The following is an 18,931-nucleotide window of genomic DNA, read 5'->3' as shown; positions in this document are numbered from 1 at the left end:
AAAACTATGGTTCAACTATTTTAATTAAATAATACTTTTATATATTTTAACTTTATGTTTAAAAGATTCTATTCCACCTTCAAGATAATCAACAATATATTTTTTTATTTTATCTTCACTTGGATATCCGGAGTTTTCAATCCATCCATGTTCACCATTAGATTTCATTAATATAACTAAATCTGACAATGCATTTGTCACAATTGTAGCATTATGTGTAGCAATAATAATTTGACGATTTGATTTTACATCTCGTAATATTTTGACCAAATTATTAAAAATGTATCTGGAATCTAAGTTGTCCTCTGGTTGATCAATTAGCAATGGACGATTATCATCAGTTAATTCAGAATATGCAAGAATAAAATCAAGCATTGCAACCACTTTTTGGCCTAAACTTAAGTTGGTAACATCTTTAAAAATTGCTTTCTTATTTTTATCTGTAACTTTCGAGTTTATATTGAATTCTAAAGAGAGCTTTTCACAATTATTATATGTATCCTTTAAATAGTCTTCTATTCTAAATAGATCTAGTTTGTACCAAATACTGAAAATTTCATCAAAAATATCATGTACATTTGATTTTTTTACCTCTATTAAGGACATGTCGGAATAAATTGAATTAGAGATCCTCTGATTTGCAATTTGAATTAGTTGATTCTCATAAAGAATTTCCCTATCATTCATCATTTTTACAAAATTTGTAAATCCTATCTTGTCAAAAACAAATGATAAGTAGTCAATAATATCTTCACAGGACAGCATGTACCCTTTGAAAGGCCTTTTTAAATTTTTTCCTGGTGGGAAAAACCATGTTTCAAAGCGGTCCGGTAAAAGATAATTAAGTTCCTGCTTATAAACAATTTGTAAATTCCCCGTTTGTTGGTTATTAAACTTATCAATAATTGAATTTATAAAATTAGATTGTTTACTTAATTTCTCATCAGCAGATTCAATTGCTGGAATTATCTTTTCTATTTTATCAATTTTTTCGGAGAAGATATATTTTTTGTTCTTTCTATCCTTGAAAAGTGTACCACGTAGAAAATCATCTATTTTGCCACTACTCGCAGAATTAACTAATTCGTTAACAGAATATCTACTATCAAACATTTCATTAAGTAATGATTCTTTCTTTTTGGTACTTTAATAATTCTTTCATCATCTAGAATTTCATAAATTAATAAATGATTTTCTATTATCTTTGATTTTATTCTATTTTCATGAAACCAATATTTATCAGTACTTCTTGTTCTAACTTGATATAAATCATAGATGTCTTCATTCTCCTTTTGTTTAGGAAGATTCAACTCAATTATGTATTGTTTTTCAAGCATTTCATACCATAAATAGACTTTTGAATGTTTAGATAAAAATTCCAACTTCTGTTTTGAGTCAGCTTTTTGTGAAAGAACAAATTGAATTAATTCTAAAATAGTACTTTTCCCGGTCCCTCTTCCTCCTATAATGCTATTTAATGAGTCGGAAAACAAAATTTTAAATTTCTTATTACTTGATAAAAAAGCCTCTTTATTCGTAGGTATATATATACCTCGTATAACTTTTTTTATTTTTTTATTTGGTTTGTCTAATTTTACTGTAACATCATACTCTGATAAAGATTCTTTCAATTGTTTATAACTTCTCTTACTGAATTTTATCCACATGGGATTAATAGAATGATTTTCAATATAATGTGAATCATTATCCAGAATAAAAAATGGATTCACGCCTTTATTTATTTTGGAAATGTAATTTCTTACATTTGAAATACTGTCTTTATTTGAAACTCCAATATACTTCAAATATTCTTTCGAAAATAATTTTTTCTTATAAGCATTAGTAAAGAGTTTTCCATCTTTAAATATATCCGAACTATTTATATGAGCAATATAAGTGATAAATTCTTCCTTATTAAAAGTATCAATAACATCTAAACTAGCTTTATATGAACCCTCTTTAATACCCATAAGGTTTTCTTCTAGCCATTTTTTGATAATTTCACTTTTCTCATTTGGAAAAGCTACAAGAACATGTATTCTATCAGCACATGAAATTTCCACCCCATTTATTACTTCAATATACTCCTTACCTTTATTGATATTCAATTCAGATACAATTTTTATAGCTTTTTCCATTTTCTTAATTCCTGAAATTGTATTATGATCAGAAACCACTATTGTTGAAATATTTTCTCGATATAAACTCTGAGCAACTACCAAAAATGATATTTGCTCTTTTTCATTTTCAAAACCATTTTTTTGATAGTTATTATAAATAATACTATCACCATCTTTTGTTTTAAAAAAGTCCTCTGGAAAAAGCTTATTATTTTTTACTTCTAAAAGATAATCTTCTACAGATAGTTTATTCCATTCTTTCTCTGATAAATCGTTCCAAACTTTAAATAACCTGTAATCATGGGATACTGGGGTATGGATGTGAAACAATGTTTTACTGTATTTTCCACATTTATTTTTAGTTTTCAGTAATTCATCATATGCCTTTTTTATTTCATTATTTTCTTTTTTCATTTTCAATCTCCATAAACAAAAAAATAGTACACTATTATTATTTTACATTAACAATATCACTGTTCAACAGGTAAGAAATTCCCTACAATAATCCCTACAATTCTAGGATCTTCATCATACGAAAGAAAAATATCTCGATATTTTGGATTGATAGAAACTAACCGTAAACCCTGTTCTTCCTGGTAAACTCTTTTAATGTATGTCTGATTATTACAGACTACTGCATATACTGCACCATCATAATCAAACCCTGTTTCACGAATGAGAGCCACAGAACCATTTTGATATTTGGGTTCCATTGAGTCACCAGAAATCCATGAGGCGAAATCGTGGGCTAGTTCTTCATCAAAATAGACAGTATCATAGTTTTGATCGTTATACACCGATGAACCGATACCAGCAGACATTTGTTCGTAAACATGGTATTCGTATAGTTTTTCTGACATTGAAACAATGTTCTTACATTTTTCTTTTTGAACTAGGCCTCTGACATAACTAAGTGCATTATTCTTACCTTCATCCGATAAAGTATTATATAGTCGGACGATTTCGACCTCTGTAAAATAACCTTTTGGAACATTTAGAATCTGCTCCAAAAGCTTTATTTTTTCTCTAGATGGTTGTTTTATTCCGCGTTCCCATGCAGAATAGGCTTGGTAGGTAATACCTAATTGATCTGCAATATCTTTTTGAGTCATTTTTAGCTCTTTTCTACGAGCCCTTAGTTTTTCTGGTTGGTACATCGTTTCCCTCACATTAATAGTAATTTCAATTCAGCTTTTTGTTTTGCCTCTTTGTCCGTTAGCTTATTTTTATCCCAAACATAAGCTATAGATTTTCCTTTGTCATAAATGAGCCATATTTTTACATTGTCACAGCTAGTCTTTATTGTTTTCCAATTCTCTTGATTCAGAAGTTCGGGATACTCTTGGCTAGTTACGAAGCCTTTTTTGATTACTGATTGCTCAATCTTATTGATTAGAGAAGTCTGATATTTGTTGAATTCCTTTATAATCTGATCTTTGACACCGTGAAACAAAAGGAGTAGTGTGGCATTTTGTCCATCAATATAAGCATCGATAGCCTGCTTAATGGTACTTTCTTTTCCAGGATAATATTCTCTAAGAAGATCTAAAAGGCGATAAAACAATGCCTGTTTTGAAACATCCAGACTATTTTGAATCTTTTGAAAGGTGTCGCAACTATAATAAATCTTTGACAACAAAACAATGTCAGGCATTAATACTACAGCAGAGAAAATATTCGCTTCTCGCTCTAGTAGGTTCTCCTGATTATCAATAGATTCTGCAAAATAATTACCTTCATGCTCTAGGATAAAATGTCCTAGCTCATGACACAGCGTAAAATTTTGCTTTACAATTGGATTATCTTTTTCGTAAGAAAAACTAATACCTAATTCATCAATAATGGTTAATCCTTCAATCTTGTGATTTGAGAAGTGATGACTAATTACTTGAATCTGATATTCTTGAATACAATGTCGAAAGAAGTAATTGAAATTATAATTTAGTAATGAAATGTCGTTATCCTTCATGTACTGGTATAACAAATTTTTTGTAGACTTACTTATTCTTGTATACAATTCATCCAAAGAATGACACCTCCTTTATGTATGAATCACAAAACTAAACCAAATTGGTTGACTTGATTATATAAAAAAAGTAGACGATTGTCTACTGAAAATTCTAAAATATATCCTCACACTTAGCCAAAGCTATCTCTGATTTTCTAGCAAGAATATTTTCCTTAATTAAGGCTATTAATTCATTTGGAGATTTATTTGCTAGAGAATCATACATTATAAAAATCAAAAATTCATCTGATATCAAACCATCTGAAAAATCAAATTTATTATATTCATCATAATTCGTTTGAAATTCCTTACGTAGGAATTCTTCAGAAATTAAACCTTCTGGTATATCACTCCTGGCAAATTCATCAACTAACTTTAAAATATTATTTCTAACATTAATATTATAAATCTGGTCTAGGTCATATAATTTTTCAAACCAATACTTTAATCTTTGATATTGATTCTCATCTTGTATTTCAGATTCATCAAAAGATATTAAATGAACATTTACTACTATATCCCCCCTAGAGGCATATATATAACATTTTATATACTTTGCTAAAGAAACTTCATGAAAATACGCATTAAAAACACCTGTCGATTCATCCTTGCCATATCCATCATGTTTTCGCTTATTACAAGTATCGCAAGTTGTAACAAGATTATGGGGAGTTATAGCAAATTGAGGAAATTTAGACTTTGGTAGAACATGATCTAAATTTTTATCATTAAATCCCCACCGTTTATCACAAATAGGACATCTATCTGGAGCCAGAGAATATAGTCTATCCTTATAAGTACGACTACCCGTCATGCAGTATGTGAAAATACCCTTCATTTGCTCAATTGTTATTCCATATGCATCGTCCATCTCTTCCATAGTATACAATTGATTTCTATTGTCAAGATAATTTATCTCATAATGCTCTAGTTGTGCTTTCCACCCTGCCGGATCTACTTGTGTGAAAACATCCTTGATGTGCTTATCTTCTTTATTTGGAGCATCAGTGATTACAGTATCACATACATCAGAAACTTTAAAATCCGGTTCGTCAATCTTCTTCATTTGTTTTTAATTCCCTCGATAGCTGTAATATAATTCTTGCTTCACTACCCAAAACTGCTTCAAAACTATCTGAAATTTGTTCTTCGCCTATTTTATCTTGTAATACTTTGTAGAACCCTGTATTTCTTAAGTCAGTACCAAAAATAGTATCATTAATGAAGCTAATACTCTCTCCATAAGTTTTACTTGATAGTTTCACTATACTACCCATATGGCTTTCAAAATCATATTTTAACTTCCTAATATTTGTATTAGGTACTTCCTGAAGTACGATTGCAGAGTGAGTTGCTAATAAACAAACACCATTTCCTTCCTCAACAATTTCTTCTACTCCTCTAATATATGCTTTTAAAAGTGGTGGATGTAAGAATAACTCAGGCTCATCAATAATTACAAGTGTTTTTTCAAAGACCTTGATAATCAAATTCAATAGACTAAGTAAAACTATTTTTTGACCAGAACTTAGTTCATTAATTATATCTTCCGATAATTCTCTTTCTTCGACTAACGGAAGAATCCGCATAAACAAAGGATCAAATGAAAATTTGTCTATAATTTTTTTAGTTCTATTCTTATTTTTGGGAGTCGCCGCCTCCTTAAAAAGAGTTTTTATTTCTTCAGTAATATAATCTTCTAAATTAGTTGTCTGATTGAAATCAATACCAATAAATTTATAATTTTCTCTATCTTTTTTTATGATTCCTGTATCAAAAGGACTATATGAAATTAATACAATTGACTCGAATTGATTAATATTGGAAGTACTATTTTTAAATAAATCACTATTTTTCTCAATATAAAGATCAATCAAGTTTTTTATGAAATATGTTTTTCCTGCTCCATTATTTCCTACAATTGCATATAGAGTATCCGGAAAATACTCTATTGAATGTGGATCCTTTCTAAACTCTAAAACATTGTTTCCATTTTTATCAATAATACTAATTTGATATTCATCAACGTAGTTCCCACCCATACTTAATCTATGAAACTGATTTCTGATTTCGCTTAAAGTAACACTGCGTAAAAAAGAATTCTTCAATAAATAATAGTCTTCAACAGGATAATAAATCGAATCATTCTCAATTGCCTCATCTAGCCTATCTAAGTCGTAGGCAATATCACCCATTTTTTTGAAATACTCATCTTTTTCAGCTGAGGTTAGAAACTTATTTAAAAACTCGTAATACTCTTTATCTCCAAATGAAATCAGATTATATTTTTCCTCTTTATCAAGAATCGATTGTAGGTCAATTTCCTCATTATGCCTATAAGGAATAAATGATAATTTAAGACTACCAAAATCGTATATTTCACCTTCAATTTTTGCCGTCAATGCATATAATGTTCTATAGCCATAATCGTTCCAATGATCAAAAGCATAATAAATACCATCATCTAGAGAACTAAAGTCTTTATCAGATAGCGGAAAATTCCTCTTCCATATCTTACGTCTAAAAGGATATTTTTTAAAAAAATTTATCATATCTTCAACCCCACAACCTGTCAAAAGTTCTCTTAAAGTAAACCACCCTTTTTAAAGGCTTTCTTCCGTTCTTCCATAAATTCAATCAACTCTTTTTTAAATATTTCTTTTTCTTCATTAGTTAAACCTTTTGAGTTCATACGGAAAAGTAACTCAACATTATCTAGTTCCTCATCATTCCCTGCAAGGTAGTCCATCGTAACTCCAAAGAAATTCGCAAATTTCTCTAAAGTTTTAGACGATGGCTTTCTTTTTCCACTTTCCCATTGCTGATAATTAGGTTGTTTGATCCCAAATTTTTCCGCAATTTCCTTTTGTGTTAATCCTTTTTTTAATCGGAGTTCTTTTAATCGTTCTGGAAATCCCATTGCTAATTCCTCAATAAATTTTAAAATATTTTTCAATAACCTCTTGACAATATACTCAGATGAGTATATAATATAAATATATTCGAGAGAGTATATTCCTTCTAAAAATAATAACCTTATTTTAGAAGGTTTTGATCATTGACAATTAAATAAAAAGTGCGTCTGACAACCAGAGGACTGATCATCAGAACAACACATAAACTTCGTACCTTTATTGTAAATGTTTTGATAAGAAAAGTCAAGTCCGTTTTATGGTTGAAGTGGAGATATAAAACATTTTTGTGGGCTTCCACGCATTTCGGACTTTCGCACTTTTCCGAATAGTAAAGTGAACTGGCTTCGCCAAAGGGCGTAAGAGAATCTTAAGGGTATGATGATGACTACCTAAAGAGATTGGCTGGGAAAGCGATGGTAATTGACGCAAAGCACCTTGCTAAACGTTGCCACCGTGGAAAGAGGGATCTTTCCAACCAAGTAACTTTTCTTTACTGCTGTCTATCTAATTAGATAGACCTACTCTCAAGCTACTAAGTTCTTTCCTTTTTTCACTTAGTAGCTTTTTTACTATTATAATAAAGGGGAATGATATGACAAACTTTTTTCGCACTACAATGTAAGCGACTCTACGAAAACTATCTCTTTACTTATGAGATGTTTGATAGTTCAGAAAATCTACTAGCTAAACTATATAGCCAAGCTCTGGTAGATATCGATCAGTTAGTCTCTAAGGCAAAAGAAACAGGATTTGCTTATGGGGATATTGATCTCTATAGTCGCATGTATAAACGCAAAATTTTTAATCACTATTACTCAAGAGTGAAGCAACTAGCTTAACTCTTTTTATTTTACACTCAGAAAGGAAAATCTTATGATCTCAGAAACATTGAAAATGAAACCAGAATTTATTGGCCCTGCTTACTATGAACGTTTGGGAAATGCTCCTAAATTTATTTTTGGAAAAGAAGGCAAATACCAACGGCATATTTTAAACAGTGAAATACATGGTTCCTTCCATGTTATCACACCTGCTTCTACCACTGTCTTCCCAGAAGATGCTCTAGTAGAAGCGGTTAACCCAATCTTTTTCCCAGATACTGCTTTAAATGGCATCACTGTTGCACCTTATCTCAATGTCTTTGCGGAAAAATTGGTACTTAAAAAATAAGAAATAAAAAGGAGAAAATCACATGGCTAAAATTGGATTAAACTACGGAGAAAAACTACAAATTGCTGACAAAACTTATCGTGTCATTACAGATGGGCTGGATGTACCAGCAGTTCTTGGAAAACTGACTTTCCGAGGCATTGAGGGCCCTGATATCATCTTTGAAGTGGATCGCTCACAACGGAATCCTGATGGATCATTTGTACAAGTCAATACGGGTGAGATCCGTGGGATTGTCGTAGGGATTCACTCTTCTGTCCAGCATGAAACCCTCTTTTTCACTATCGCAGATATGTCTGAGTCTGAAATTGAAGACTTAGGAATTAAATACCGTGAAGAGGTTGAACTAGAAGATATTGTTATCACGCATACCCACGTCAATCGTAATGATATCTATAAGCTCTTTGCTTCTAAAATCAAGAAAAAAGCTGGAGGCGCACCGTCTAAAGAAAACAAACCGGTAGAAAATAAGAAAGAAAACTAGGAGGTGATGCAGGATGAAACTCTTTACCTATCGTGGAAAAAGAGTTCGAGTTTTTCATCGTAAACTAAAGGGAATCACATGGTTTATCTGGTGGTTTCCTTTTTTGTTGGCTATTAGTTACTACAGCTACATACATCTAGAAGAATTAAAAGTCCATCCTTTACCCCAAGGATATTTTCTAGGAGCTGGGCTTCTCTTTTCTTTGCTTCTCTCTTGGTTTATTAATCGGGTTTTCTACAGGAAGATGCTCTTTTTTCAAAAACTCAATAGTCTTCGAATTCTTTCACGCTTTTTGCTAGAGAACAACCTCTATCTCGTTAAAAAGGTTAGACGTGAAAACAAGATCATTGAAAAAGTCACCTTGCCTCAAGTGTATATCAAACAATCTCGCTACAAGATTGAAGTAAGTTTCATTCTAGAAGGTAATAAATTTCAAGATCGCTTTCTCAACCTTGGAGCCACGCTTGAAGTCATGTTTAACGGGGACTTTCGTAATAAAACCTTTGATAATCGTTTTATCAAATATGAAATTGCTATTAACCGAATTGATAGCAGAATCACCATCGATGAAGTAAAAGTCAAGGGATCCAAACTTCAGCTCATGAAAGATGTATCTTGGGATTATATTGAAGAACCTCATCTTCTCATCGGTGGTGGAACAGGTGGAGGAAAAACCGTTGTTCTCATGACCATTATCTACGCCCTAGCTAAAATCGGTTTTGTCGATATCTGTGATCCAAAGAATTCAGATCTGGCTGGATTAAAGAAAATCCCAGTCTTTCATAGTCGAGTCTACACAAGTAAGGAAGATATCATCAACTGTTTTAAAGAGAATGTAGAGTTCATGGAAAAACGCTATGAAATGATGTCTACTTCGCCAAAATTCCAAGCTGGGAAGAACTTTACTCACTATGATATGAAACCAAAATTCATTCTAGTGGACGAGTGGGCAGCTCTTATGGCAAAGATTGACCGTGACTATAGCCAACAGTCCGAACTCATGGAATACCTCTCCCAGTTAGTTCTTGAAGGCCGTCAAGCTGGAGTCTTTATCATCTTTGCTATGCAACGGCCCGATGGGGAATTTATTAAAACTGCTCTTCGGGATAATTTTATGAAGCGTCTCTCCGTCGGTCATTTAGAATCAACAGGATATGACATGATGTTTGGAGATGCTAATAAAACCAAAGAGTTCAAAAAGCTGGATGAAATTAATGGAGTCAAGGTCAAAGGACGGGGCTATATCGCAAACAACGGTGAGCTGGCTGGAGAATTTTTCTCTCCTTATGTACCGCTTGATCAAGGTTTTTCCTTCTATGATGCCTACTCTAACATTCCGATCATGGAGTTTGAAGGAGAAGAATTCTCAGTATTTGAAGAATATAAACCACCGGTTGAAACAATTGATCCTATAGAGGAAGAAGAGTCTATAGAAAACGAACCAAACAAACGACCACTCAAGGAATTTGCGGACGAACAAAATCTTAAAATGCCAACCTTACGCAAGATTATCTATCTCTTAACAGAACAAGGGATCATCTTTGAACGGACTGTATCCGCTATTCTAGTGGATCCTTTTCAAGAAAAACTTCTTCTTGAAATCCTCGCTCAATTTGAAGAGGGAGGACGCAGGTCTTATCCAAAAGCAGTTGAAGCGACGATTGTTCATCATGGGCTAGGACAAGGGCAAGGGCAAGCCTGACCGCAGGTCAGGCGCAGACCGTAGCCCGAAGTTTCTAGGCCATGATGAAACTTCAACCCCCGTTTTCTAATAGGGGGGTTACATTTGGCAAAAACGCCAAGTCCACCCCTCCTCATTCCTTATGGGAGTTGGGTTTTCAATTTTTATGAAGTGTGTCACTTTCGTAAAAAAAGTGTGTCACTTCGTTAGAAAGAGGTGTTGCGATGAATGGACAAAATTAGTCCTTTTCATATTAAGAATTTCAGAAAACAAACAGGACTTAGTCAAAAATCATTTGCACAAGTTGTTGATCTCCCTACAAGAACCTATCGCTCCTATGAAACAGGCGAAAGAGGACTGACGATTGATAAGTTCAGAGAACTAAAAGAAAAACTCGGTTACTATCAAGATTGCGATAAAACCAGTCTTCGGGCTCAGATCGACTATCTACGATTGACCTTTCCTCGATTAAAGGATTTAGATGCTTTCTGTGAAAACTTTCTTCACTGCCACCTCAGTGAATTTACAGACCAAGAAACTCGTCTTATGAACTATACCCACTTATGGCAACGAGGGAACATCTGGATTTTTGATTTTTTTGATAAGTCTGTGACAAATGACTACCAAACTTGCCTTCAACTATCTGGTCAAGGATGCCGTGAGTTGGAGTTGCTTTTAGAAGACAAGGGGATCACTTGGCAGATCTTTCTTCAAAACATTCTTTATTCCTATGAAGATGTTCGGGTGAAACGTCTCGATATTGCTCTAGATGAACTCTATAAGGGTTACGGTCACGAGGACGAACAAATTCAAATTCCCAAACTGATTGATAAACTCTATTCCAAAGAGATTGTCCTAGACACGATCAAGAAATGGAATATCACGGGTGGTGGATCTTTCACAGATAATGAAGACATGGAAGCGAATCACGGCTTGTCCATTTACTTTGGAAGCCGTCAAAGTCAACTCTATTTCAACTTTTATGAAAAGCGCTATGAAATTGCTCGAATGGAAAACATCTCCTTGGACGAATCCTTGGAGATTTTTGGTATTTGGAATCGCTATGAATTGCGGTTTTCAGATCAGAAAGCTCAAGGCATTGTGGAGGAATACATTAACGGTGTAGACCTCGGAGAAATCGCACGAGGTATCATAAACAAAGAAATCCAAGTCTATGATGGAGTTACTCGTTTTGGAGCCTATAAACCCGACGAAAAATGGCAACGGCTCTTTGGGGGTGTCGAACCCTTAAAGCTCTCAACTAACCCACAGCCTTACAGTATTGAGCGAACGATTCGCTGGCTGACCTATCAAGTTGCTAACTCCCTTGCACTAGTCACTGAAGCGGACAAGATCCTCCAAACAGAATACATGAAAATGATTCAGAATAGCGGAGAGATCACTGATCGAGGAAAAGCCATGTTACGACTTCTCAAAGCCAATAAACACTATGAACACTAGAAAGGAAAAACTATATGGAATACAAAGTTCAAATCAATTCACTAGAAAACTTTAAAGCTTGGTCTGGTGGACTAACCACCTTGAACACTGTCCGTGAACGTGGTGGAGTAGATACTCTAACCGTCATTTGTGAAGATATCTTCTCTGGCGATACTCCAACAGAAGGACAAATCAATGACTGGCTCTGGTTTGATTCAGATTTTATCTACCAAGCTCTAGGCTACGATGATCTGCTTGAGGCTTCTTGAGATGTTAAAGAAGATTTATCAAGCAGACTTTCTGCTTCTTCCAGAACAAGAATTCTGGCATATGTACATTCTCTTACGAAAAGGCAAAGACTTCTACTATGAATGCGCTGGAAGATCTACAGAAAAACCACCAGATGCGAAAGGTTTCTATGACTATGAACATGCCTGTTTCACGCTAGATGGTCAAGTGTTGAGTGTAAATAAAAAAATGCGCCCCTCACTCATTACTTATATCCAAAAGACCATCAAAGACAATCAAGAAAAATTTAGAAAGGAAATTGAAATGGCCACTAAAACTATTTTTGAAAAGAAAGTCTCTCAAGTCACGAATGAACTGGGAGAATTACTTAAAAAGAAAGATCACAGAGAGGCTTGGACCAAGGCTGGAGAATTAAATAGTCTCCTAAAAAAAGAAGAAGCCAAAGACCTAAAGCCTGACCTGATCGAAAAACTCCAAACTGAGCTACGAGGCTACTATTACATTAATGGCGAGATCGAAAAAGCCAATAAGCGCCTTTATGCAAAAGGATCAAAGCTCATTGAGCTTGCTGGTCTCTAAAGGAGGATCTATGGATAAAGCTAAACGCTACTTGCTTCAAGCGAAAGAATATCTTTCACACTTTAAAAAGGTGGAGAAAAAAGGAGGCCCACCAAAGCTAAAAGTCACCAATAAAAAGACCGTCAATATCGCAGTCATAGGAGGAATTTCTTTCCTCCTTTTTGTTGGTTTCTTGGGATCTATCCGTGCTATCACACTCTCAAATAAGGTAAGTACACTACAAGCCCAAGTAGAATCCACCCAAAAGCAACAGACACAGCCTATGGAGTCGAGTAGAAAATATGACTATAAACTCCAGTATTACTTGAATGACTACGTCTATGCCTATTTCACTCTTCCACAAGAAAGCGATAAACAAAAAGCTCAAGTTGACTACTTAAATAAATTTTACAATTTCATCCCTGATGTAAAATCTCAAGGGCAAGTTCGAAATCCCAGCTCACTTGTCTATTCTCAGTTAATGACTGTAGAAGGGGAAGTTGCGACCTATAAGGTTAAATACAAGGAAAGCATCCATCGGGATAACAACACAGAAGAAAAAGAAATTGTGACAGGTTTCAATATTCCTTTTGATGAAAAAGATGGAAAATATTACGTTTCTGGCCTTCCTTGGTTTTCTGCCATTGAATCCTCACAAGCTGGACACTTTAGCGAAGATGATAAGCTCCAACTCACTGCCAATGATCATTTTTCAGACAGCGAGCGAAAGAAAGTAGAGAAATTCCTCAAGGTCTTCTTTACCAACTACACCACAAGCCAAGATAATCTTAATCTGATTGCTAAGGATGTGGATATCATCGCAAATAGCACTTTCAAAACGATCGACTACACTTATCTCAAACAGGACGGTGATGATTTAATCGCTTATGTCCAAGCTACCTTTGAAGTTGGAGGGACCACTCACTCGGAAAACTTCACTTTTATCCTCTCAGAAAAAGAAAAGACCTACTATGTCTCAAAACTAGAACACACCATTCCACTGAATTATGCAAATGATAAAGAATAGGAGAACTCTATGAATACAAACAATCTACGAACCTTCCTTCAGGGTGATGGAATTTGGATCCTGACAGCCATTGCCGTGCTCTTAGCGATCAAGGCTTGGCGGAACAGTTCTTGGCTTCAACTCTTCTCTGTCGTTGGTTTCTATGCCGTTATTGTTTCAATTGCGAAAGGACAAGATATCCTAAAAGCAGTCGGCTGGTTCCTGCGACTCTTCGGTATTGAATCAGGACTCTAAGTATGAATGAAGAAAGACTTTATGATTACAGTAAGGGCCTAAATGCTCCTTATTGGATCCAAGAAATCAAGACAAAAAAGGGCACTCGACTATGGTACTTTGCGACACCCATGCAGTTGTCCTTTTTCATTGTTTTTATCATCGTCTTTGTGGCCATGTTACTCTTTGGAGGTTTTATCTTTGTGCCATTCGCAAAAATCACTCACTCAATTTCTCTCTTGCTCTATTGGTATCTCCCTTACAAATTGGCCAAGTTCTATACTGAATACGAGCCTCACGGTAAAAAGATGCACGTCTTTATTGGAGATTACCTGATTTACTTTTGGGATTTTAAGCTAAACAAAAAAGCTATCTACCACGAAGATCGAATAGAGCCTGTAGAAGAAATTGTCTTTGAAAAAACAAATCTATAGAAAAGGAGGACCTATGAGTATTACTTTAACTTATCCTATTAGGGAAACACATGAAAATCTAGCTCTCAAAAAAGATCAAACAGTCGTTGCTTATTATCGTATTCCAAACACTCCCATCACAATTACAGATGATGAAAAAAAGGGCAAACATAAAATTACGGTTGCTCAAATGATGAAGAAGCTCCAGAAAAACAAGTTCTTTGAAATATCTCTGATCCCTAAAGACTATCTCTTAGAAGAGAAAATGAGAGACTTTTCAGATGCTCTAGCAGATGACAGTCGTGAACTAGGAGAAGAACTTCTTCTCTACACAGTGGATCGCCTAACAGATGAAATGGAAATCCCTTATCAGTTTGACTGGGTCGTAGGAGTGACTTTACGCAAACAAAATCATGGAGCTACAGTAAAAGACTTGGCCTATGAGAGCTTTAATGAGTTCACTGAAAAAATAGCCAAGGGTCTGGGCTATGAATATGAATTAAGTCCCACCTGGTATGAAGACTATAAAAGTGATGAATTCACCATTTTCCAAGCTTTCTCCGTTCTTCGGGCAAAGCGTTTATCCAATGAAGAACTCTTTTATTACCAGCGGATGCAATACCTCCGCTATATCCCTCACTACAAGAAAGAGGTGCTCGCTAATCGTGCTCAATTCAATATCACGGATACCTTGATCAAAGTCTTAAAAGGTGGCTTTCTCAAGCTAGAAAGCCCTTATGGATCTTCCTTTGTAACTATTCTTCCAGTTGGTAAATTTCCTGTTCAATTCAATGGTTTTCATCTTGGCGAATTTATCCAACGATTTAATTTTCCTGTAGAACTAAAAATCAAGGCAGAGTTCATTGATACCAACAAGATCAAGGGACGAATGGGACGTTCGAATACACGTTATCGGAATATCATGGAAGAGGCAGAAAATACAGATACTGTCCAACAAGACGAGATCATCATGGGGTCCATCTCCCTAAAAGACTTAATGAAGAAAGTCGGAAACAAGGAAGATATCATCGAATATGGAGCCTATCTTATAGTCTCTGCTTCTAGCGTGAACCAACTACGACAAAGACGGCAAGTGGTTTTGAACTATTTTGATGATATGGGAGTCGAAATTAGTGAAGCTTCTCAAGACGGACCTTATCTCTTTCAAGCGCTGCTCTATGGAGAAAATCTTCAAAAGAAAACTCGCACCTGGACACATATGGTCACTGCTCGTGGATTTTCAGAACTCATGCCCTTCACCAATACCTCTTCTGGAAACCGTATCGGTTGGTATATTGGCCGAGTAGATAACTGGACAGGCCGTTGGGACGACATCGATAAAGCTATTGATTCTTCAAAGAACATTGTCCTCTATAATGCGACAGTGGGAAATAAAGAAGATATCGCTGGAAAGATTACTAAGAACCCGCATATCATTATCACGGGCGCAACAGGGCAAGGAAAGTCTTTCCTCGCTCAAATCATCTTTTTAAGTGTGGCTTTACAAAATGTTAAAACCCTTTATATTGACCCTAAACGTGAACTTAGAAATCACTATCAAGAAGTGATCAACTCACCTGAATTTGCACTTCTCTATCCTGAACGAAAGAGACAGATCGAGAACTTTAACTTTGTGACATTAGATAGCTCACTGCCATCAAACCACGGAGTCTTAGATCCTATTGTCGTTCTAGATAAAGAACAGGCTGTAGAGGTCGCAAAAAACATGCTTGAGTTTCTACTACAAGCCGTAGATGATGTCACAATGGATCAAAAAACAGCGATCACAGAAGCTATTAATGCGATTGTAGAGAAACGAGTCACTGGTGAGAAAGTCGGATTTAAACACGTCCTAAAAGTGCTTAGAGACTCCACTTCCTCTGAAATTGCTTCGGTTGGTCGATATCTGACTTCAATCGTCACAAATTCTATCTTGGAACTAGCCTTCTCAGACGGGACCACTCAAGGACTTAACTATGACTCACGAGTGACCATTCTAGAGGTCAATAACCTCAAACTACCAAAGGACGATTCCAAAAAAATTTCCGATCATGAACGCAACTCTATTGCCCTCATGTTTGCGCTTGGTGCCTTCTGCACCCATTTTGGAGAAAGAAATGAAAATGAAGATACCATTGAATTCTTTGACGAAGCATGGATTCTTATGAAGTCCGCAGAAGGAAAAGCCGTTATCAAAAATATGCGTCGGATTGGACGCTCCAAAAATAATACCTTAGCACTGATTACTCAATCTGTACATGATGCAGAAAATGACGATGATACAACTGGATTTGGGACCATCTTTGCCTTTTATGAAAAGTCTGAACGGGAAGATATCTTAAAACACGTCAATCTAGAAGTCACTGAAAGTAATCTCGAATGGATTGATAACATGATTTCTGGTCAATGCCTGTACTATGATGTGTATGGCAATCTCAACATGATTTCTGTACACAACATCTTTGAAGATATTGATATGCTTCTAAAACCAATGAAAGCTACGGTATCATCAAGCCTTGAAAATAAGTACGCTAGTTAGGAGGTGAATCCATGCAAGAAGCTTTTGACAAATTAAGGGGAGTCGATATCTTCTCTCTCAAGTCCTACATGGAGCCGACTGGGTTCGCTTCTTTTAACGGTGCTTGGGTACTGATTAATGAGCTTTTCGTCAACTTCTTCTTTTTCATTCTAAATGCAGTGGTGGGATTTTTTTCTTTGCTGATTCGAATTCTTGAAAAAATTGATCTCTACTCTAGCTATAAGAACTATGTATTTAATGGAGCAATGAGTATCTGGAAAGGATTTATCGGCTCAAATGGAAGTGGAGTTGCCAAGCAATCACTCGTTTCAATGTTGCTTCTGATTTTAGCTTTCTATCTTTTTTATCAATATTTCTTTTCGAAAGGATCCTTTTCAAGAACACTCCTTCATGTTTTTCTAGTTCTCATCCTTGGCTTTGGTTACTTCGGAACAGTTGCAGGGACCTCTGGTGGTCTTTATCTGCTTGATACCATCAATAATGTCTCTAAAGAGGTCACTAAAAATATCACTCATATTAAAGTAGAGTATGGAAAAAATAAGACGATCAAAATCGGTGATTCTATGGCAGATAGCTATATAGCAGAAACATCTTATAAAGCCTATGTCTTTGTCAATACTGGACAAGAAAATGGAAAATACAAGAATAGCCAAGACGGAAAACAAGAAACTTTTGACGATAGTAAGGTACTAGGAACAAGCGATAAAAATGGAAACTTTACAGCAGTTAAATCCAAAGACCGCTCCAAATATCTAGATGAACTAGGAAATGGAGCTAATGACGATGGCGAAAAGAACCGTTGGGTTTCGGCAATGCCTGATTTCATCTTTACTCGTATGTTTTATGTCATATTTAAAATTTTTGATGCTTTTGTATTAGCGATACCAGTTATTTTGATTCAAATGTTAAATGTCATTGCTCAGACACTCGTTCTGATGATGATCCTGCTCTTTCCAATTGTGCTATTGATGTCTTTTGTACCAAGAATGCAAGATTTGATCTTTGGAGTTCTAAAAGTCATGTTTGGTGGGTTACTTTTCCCAGCTATCACAAGTCTATTAACTCTATTAGTCTTCTATATTGAAAAAATGATCGAAAACATTATCATTACAGGCTTTGATGGCATTCTTAAAACACTCCCATCCTTGATCATCTTTGGCCTTGTCTTTAAACTACTCATTTCAGTTGTCTCAAAAGGACTCGTATATTTCTTTCTATGGAAATACAAAGCTGAATTGCTCCAATTCATTCTTGGATCCAAAGCTCGAATGGTGGCAAGTGATATTGGAAATAAAGTTGAAAGTGGGATCACAAAAACTCGAGAAGTTGCTTCACAAGTACCATCACGAAGTCTTTCATCTGCTCAACACCTTGGAAATTTTGCTTTAGCAGGTGCTGGTTTGGGAGTTGGAATGCTCATGAATGCCAAGAGTCACTTCCAAAATGTTGGTTCCTTCTTTACCAATAAGGAATCCGAGAACCAATTTGAGGAAATGACTCCATCTGAAGCACCAGATACACTCGATCCAAGTACTTCTACAACAAAACCAATCATTGAGAAGTCTAAACCAGTGGAAGAGAAAGCACCAACTCCATCAATAGAATCTCCAATCACAGTAGAGCCAACTCCAAGTTCAGACGATGAATTCCAAACCCTTAAAGAAGAATGGATCTCTCCATTTAAACAACTCCGAATTAATAGTCTTGAGCGCAAATTAGAGGAATATAAAGATCCTCAAGCCATGTACAAAGCTCAAGGATCGAATGCTTTTACTCGTGCTTATCGTAAAACTATGACCCGAGATGATAAATTAAGGAGCAATATTGAACGAAGAGATCGATTGACGGAACGCTTAAAACAACTAAGAGGAGAATGACATGAATACTAAAATACGTTCAAGAACTTCTTTTCCAAGAATCCTTGAAGAAACCCTTTATCAAGCCTACCAAGAAGGAAAACGCTCAGTCGATTTCCTTCTTTTATTTCCAGTATTAGAACAAGAAAGAGATAAAATCATCACACAGGTCAAGTCCTATTCGGTCGTTCTAGATGCCAAATGGCGTTTTGGAACGGTTCTATTTACCGCCTATATCAGACATTAACTAGAAAGGAG

The 18,931-nt window shown here is 35.2% G+C and carries 20 protein-coding genes; 13 read left to right on the top strand and 7 right to left on the bottom strand.

Translation table 11 applies throughout. The features are described 5' to 3' along the window. Positions 1-24: 24 nt before the first annotated feature. The 7 genes from HMPREF3237_RS08925 to HMPREF3237_RS03765 form a co-directional block, all read right to left on the bottom strand. On the bottom strand, positions 25-1,113 hold the full coding sequence (locus HMPREF3237_RS08925; RefSeq protein ID WP_257365006.1) for an AAA family ATPase: 1,089 nt from the start codon (positions 1,111-1,113) through the stop codon (positions 25-27). Then, positions 1,080-2,534 (bottom strand): AAA family ATPase, encoded by a 1,455-nt coding sequence (locus HMPREF3237_RS03790; RefSeq protein ID WP_070888894.1) that lies wholly within the window; start codon positions 2,532-2,534, stop codon positions 1,080-1,082. Before HMPREF3237_RS03790 ends, HMPREF3237_RS08925 begins: the two co-directional genes overlap by 34 nt. Positions 2,535-2,590: 56 nt before the next feature. Beyond that, positions 2,591-3,277, bottom strand: coding sequence for a LexA family transcriptional regulator (locus tag HMPREF3237_RS03785; RefSeq protein ID WP_070888893.1), 687 nt, complete (start codon positions 3,275-3,277; stop codon positions 2,591-2,593). An 8-nt stretch (positions 3,278-3,285) separates the two neighbouring features. Then, positions 3,286-4,146, bottom strand: coding sequence for an ImmA/IrrE family metallo-endopeptidase (locus HMPREF3237_RS03780; protein WP_070888892.1), 861 nt, complete (start codon positions 4,144-4,146; stop codon positions 3,286-3,288). A 94-nt stretch (positions 4,147-4,240) separates the two neighbouring features. Beyond that, a complete protein-coding gene (locus HMPREF3237_RS03775) occupies positions 4,241-5,194 on the bottom strand; it encodes an HNH endonuclease (RefSeq protein WP_070888891.1) in 954 nt (317 codons plus the stop codon). After that, entirely contained in the window at positions 5,181-6,704 is a 1,524-nt protein-coding gene (locus tag HMPREF3237_RS03770; RefSeq protein WP_257365005.1) for an AAA family ATPase, read from the bottom strand. The genes HMPREF3237_RS03775 and HMPREF3237_RS03770 overlap by 14 nt, the downstream gene beginning before the upstream one ends. An 8-nt stretch (positions 6,705-6,712) precedes the next feature. Next, on the bottom strand, positions 6,713-7,048 hold the full coding sequence (locus HMPREF3237_RS03765) for a helix-turn-helix domain-containing protein (RefSeq protein WP_070888889.1): 336 nt from the start codon (positions 7,046-7,048) through the stop codon (positions 6,713-6,715). A 651-nt stretch (positions 7,049-7,699) separates the two neighbouring features. On the opposite strand from HMPREF3237_RS03765, the gene HMPREF3237_RS03760 reads away from it, so the two are divergent. The 13 genes from HMPREF3237_RS03760 to HMPREF3237_RS03700 all read left to right on the top strand — a co-directional run bounded on the left by HMPREF3237_RS03760 (position 7,700) and on the right by HMPREF3237_RS03700 (position 18,920). Then, complete coding sequence (locus tag HMPREF3237_RS03760) at positions 7,700-7,882, top strand: hypothetical protein (protein WP_070888888.1); 183 nt, start codon at positions 7,700-7,702, stop codon at positions 7,880-7,882. A gap of 34 nt (positions 7,883-7,916) precedes the next feature. Next, the gene (locus HMPREF3237_RS03755) at positions 7,917-8,213 is read left to right on the top strand and encodes a cytoplasmic protein (RefSeq protein WP_070888887.1); all 297 of its coding nucleotides are present in this window, start codon (positions 7,917-7,919) and stop codon (positions 8,211-8,213) included. 22 nt (positions 8,214-8,235) lie between these two features. Beyond that, positions 8,236-8,697: a conjugal transfer protein gene (locus HMPREF3237_RS03750; protein WP_070888886.1), complete on the top strand. Its 462-nt coding sequence runs from the start codon at positions 8,236-8,238 to the stop codon at positions 8,695-8,697. A gap of 13 nt (positions 8,698-8,710) precedes the next feature. Continuing rightward, complete coding sequence (locus tag HMPREF3237_RS03745) at positions 8,711-10,399, top strand: FtsK/SpoIIIE domain-containing protein (protein WP_070888885.1); 1,689 nt, start codon at positions 8,711-8,713, stop codon at positions 10,397-10,399. Between the two features lie 207 nt (positions 10,400-10,606). Next, positions 10,607-11,839 (top strand): replication initiation factor domain-containing protein, encoded by a 1,233-nt coding sequence (locus tag HMPREF3237_RS03740; protein WP_070888884.1) that lies wholly within the window; start codon positions 10,607-10,609, stop codon positions 11,837-11,839. A 14-nt stretch (positions 11,840-11,853) separates the two neighbouring features. Continuing rightward, positions 11,854-12,087: a hypothetical protein gene (locus HMPREF3237_RS03735; protein WP_000456042.1), complete on the top strand. Its 234-nt coding sequence runs from the start codon at positions 11,854-11,856 to the stop codon at positions 12,085-12,087. A gap of 1 nt (position 12,088) precedes the next feature. Then, positions 12,089-12,646: a conjugal transfer protein gene (locus HMPREF3237_RS03730; protein ID WP_070888883.1), complete on the top strand. Its 558-nt coding sequence runs from the start codon at positions 12,089-12,091 to the stop codon at positions 12,644-12,646. 10 nt (positions 12,647-12,656) lie between these two features. Next, positions 12,657-13,652, top strand: a complete 996-nt coding sequence (locus tag HMPREF3237_RS03725) for a conjugal transfer protein (RefSeq protein WP_070888882.1) — start codon at positions 12,657-12,659, stop codon at positions 13,650-13,652. A 9-nt stretch (positions 13,653-13,661) separates the two neighbouring features. Beyond that, entirely contained in the window at positions 13,662-13,886 is a 225-nt protein-coding gene (locus HMPREF3237_RS03720) for a TcpD family membrane protein (RefSeq protein ID WP_001095596.1), read from the top strand. Between the two features lie 2 nt (positions 13,887-13,888). Continuing rightward, positions 13,889-14,299 (top strand): conjugal transfer protein, encoded by a 411-nt coding sequence (locus tag HMPREF3237_RS03715; RefSeq protein ID WP_070888881.1) that lies wholly within the window; start codon positions 13,889-13,891, stop codon positions 14,297-14,299. Positions 14,300-14,312: 13 nt separating this feature from the next. After that, positions 14,313-16,817, top strand: coding sequence for an ATP-binding protein (locus HMPREF3237_RS03710; RefSeq protein WP_070888880.1), 2,505 nt, complete (start codon positions 14,313-14,315; stop codon positions 16,815-16,817). An 11-nt stretch (positions 16,818-16,828) separates the two neighbouring features. Beyond that, the gene (locus HMPREF3237_RS03705; RefSeq protein ID WP_070888879.1) at positions 16,829-18,694 is read left to right on the top strand and encodes a phage tail family protein; all 1,866 of its coding nucleotides are present in this window, start codon (positions 16,829-16,831) and stop codon (positions 18,692-18,694) included. A gap of 1 nt (position 18,695) precedes the next feature. Then, on the top strand, positions 18,696-18,920 hold the full coding sequence (locus tag HMPREF3237_RS03700; protein WP_070888878.1) for a hypothetical protein: 225 nt from the start codon (positions 18,696-18,698) through the stop codon (positions 18,918-18,920). The last annotated feature ends 11 nt before the right edge of the window (positions 18,921-18,931 follow it).

Source organism: Streptococcus sp. HMSC34B10 (genome assembly GCF_001839505.1).
Classification (GTDB): domain Bacteria; phylum Bacillota; class Bacilli; order Lactobacillales; family Streptococcaceae; genus Streptococcus; species Streptococcus peroris.
This window is presented reverse-complemented; position numbering and strand designations above follow the sequence as displayed.

Bases quoted from the DNA above. Each gene is read 5' to 3' on its own strand.
- HMPREF3237_RS03790 (WP_070888894.1), bottom strand. From the start codon at position 2,534: ATGAAAAAAGAAAATAATGAAATAAAAAAGGCATATGATGAATTACTG.
- HMPREF3237_RS03765 (WP_070888889.1), bottom strand. From the start codon at position 7,048: ATGGGATTTCCAGAACGATTAAAAGAACTCCGATTAAAAAAAGGATTA.
- HMPREF3237_RS03710 (WP_070888880.1), top strand. From the start codon at position 14,313: ATGAGTATTACTTTAACTTATCCTATTAGGGAAACACATGAAAATCTA.
- HMPREF3237_RS03755 (WP_070888887.1), top strand. From the start codon at position 7,917: ATGATCTCAGAAACATTGAAAATGAAACCAGAATTTATTGGCCCTGCT.
- HMPREF3237_RS03740 (WP_070888884.1), top strand. From the start codon at position 10,607: ATGGACAAAATTAGTCCTTTTCATATTAAGAATTTCAGAAAACAAACA.
- HMPREF3237_RS03725 (WP_070888882.1), top strand. From the start codon at position 12,657: ATGGATAAAGCTAAACGCTACTTGCTTCAAGCGAAAGAATATCTTTCA.
- HMPREF3237_RS03760 (WP_070888888.1), top strand. From the start codon at position 7,700: ATGTTTGATAGTTCAGAAAATCTACTAGCTAAACTATATAGCCAAGCT.
- HMPREF3237_RS03785 (WP_070888893.1), bottom strand. From the start codon at position 3,277: ATGTACCAACCAGAAAAACTAAGGGCTCGTAGAAAAGAGCTAAAAATG.
- HMPREF3237_RS08925 (WP_257365006.1), bottom strand. From the start codon at position 1,113: ATGTTTGATAGTAGATATTCTGTTAACGAATTAGTTAATTCTGCGAGT.
- HMPREF3237_RS03700 (WP_070888878.1), top strand. From the start codon at position 18,696: ATGAATACTAAAATACGTTCAAGAACTTCTTTTCCAAGAATCCTTGAA.
- HMPREF3237_RS03750 (WP_070888886.1), top strand. From the start codon at position 8,236: ATGGCTAAAATTGGATTAAACTACGGAGAAAAACTACAAATTGCTGAC.
- HMPREF3237_RS03745 (WP_070888885.1), top strand. From the start codon at position 8,711: ATGAAACTCTTTACCTATCGTGGAAAAAGAGTTCGAGTTTTTCATCGT.
- HMPREF3237_RS03705 (WP_070888879.1), top strand. From the start codon at position 16,829: ATGCAAGAAGCTTTTGACAAATTAAGGGGAGTCGATATCTTCTCTCTC.
- HMPREF3237_RS03715 (WP_070888881.1), top strand. From the start codon at position 13,889: ATGAATGAAGAAAGACTTTATGATTACAGTAAGGGCCTAAATGCTCCT.
- HMPREF3237_RS03775 (WP_070888891.1), bottom strand. From the start codon at position 5,194: ATGAAGAAGATTGACGAACCGGATTTTAAAGTTTCTGATGTATGTGAT.
- HMPREF3237_RS03730 (WP_070888883.1), top strand. From the start codon at position 12,089: ATGTTAAAGAAGATTTATCAAGCAGACTTTCTGCTTCTTCCAGAACAA.
- HMPREF3237_RS03720 (WP_001095596.1), top strand. From the start codon at position 13,662: ATGAATACAAACAATCTACGAACCTTCCTTCAGGGTGATGGAATTTGG.
- HMPREF3237_RS03735 (WP_000456042.1), top strand. From the start codon at position 11,854: ATGGAATACAAAGTTCAAATCAATTCACTAGAAAACTTTAAAGCTTGG.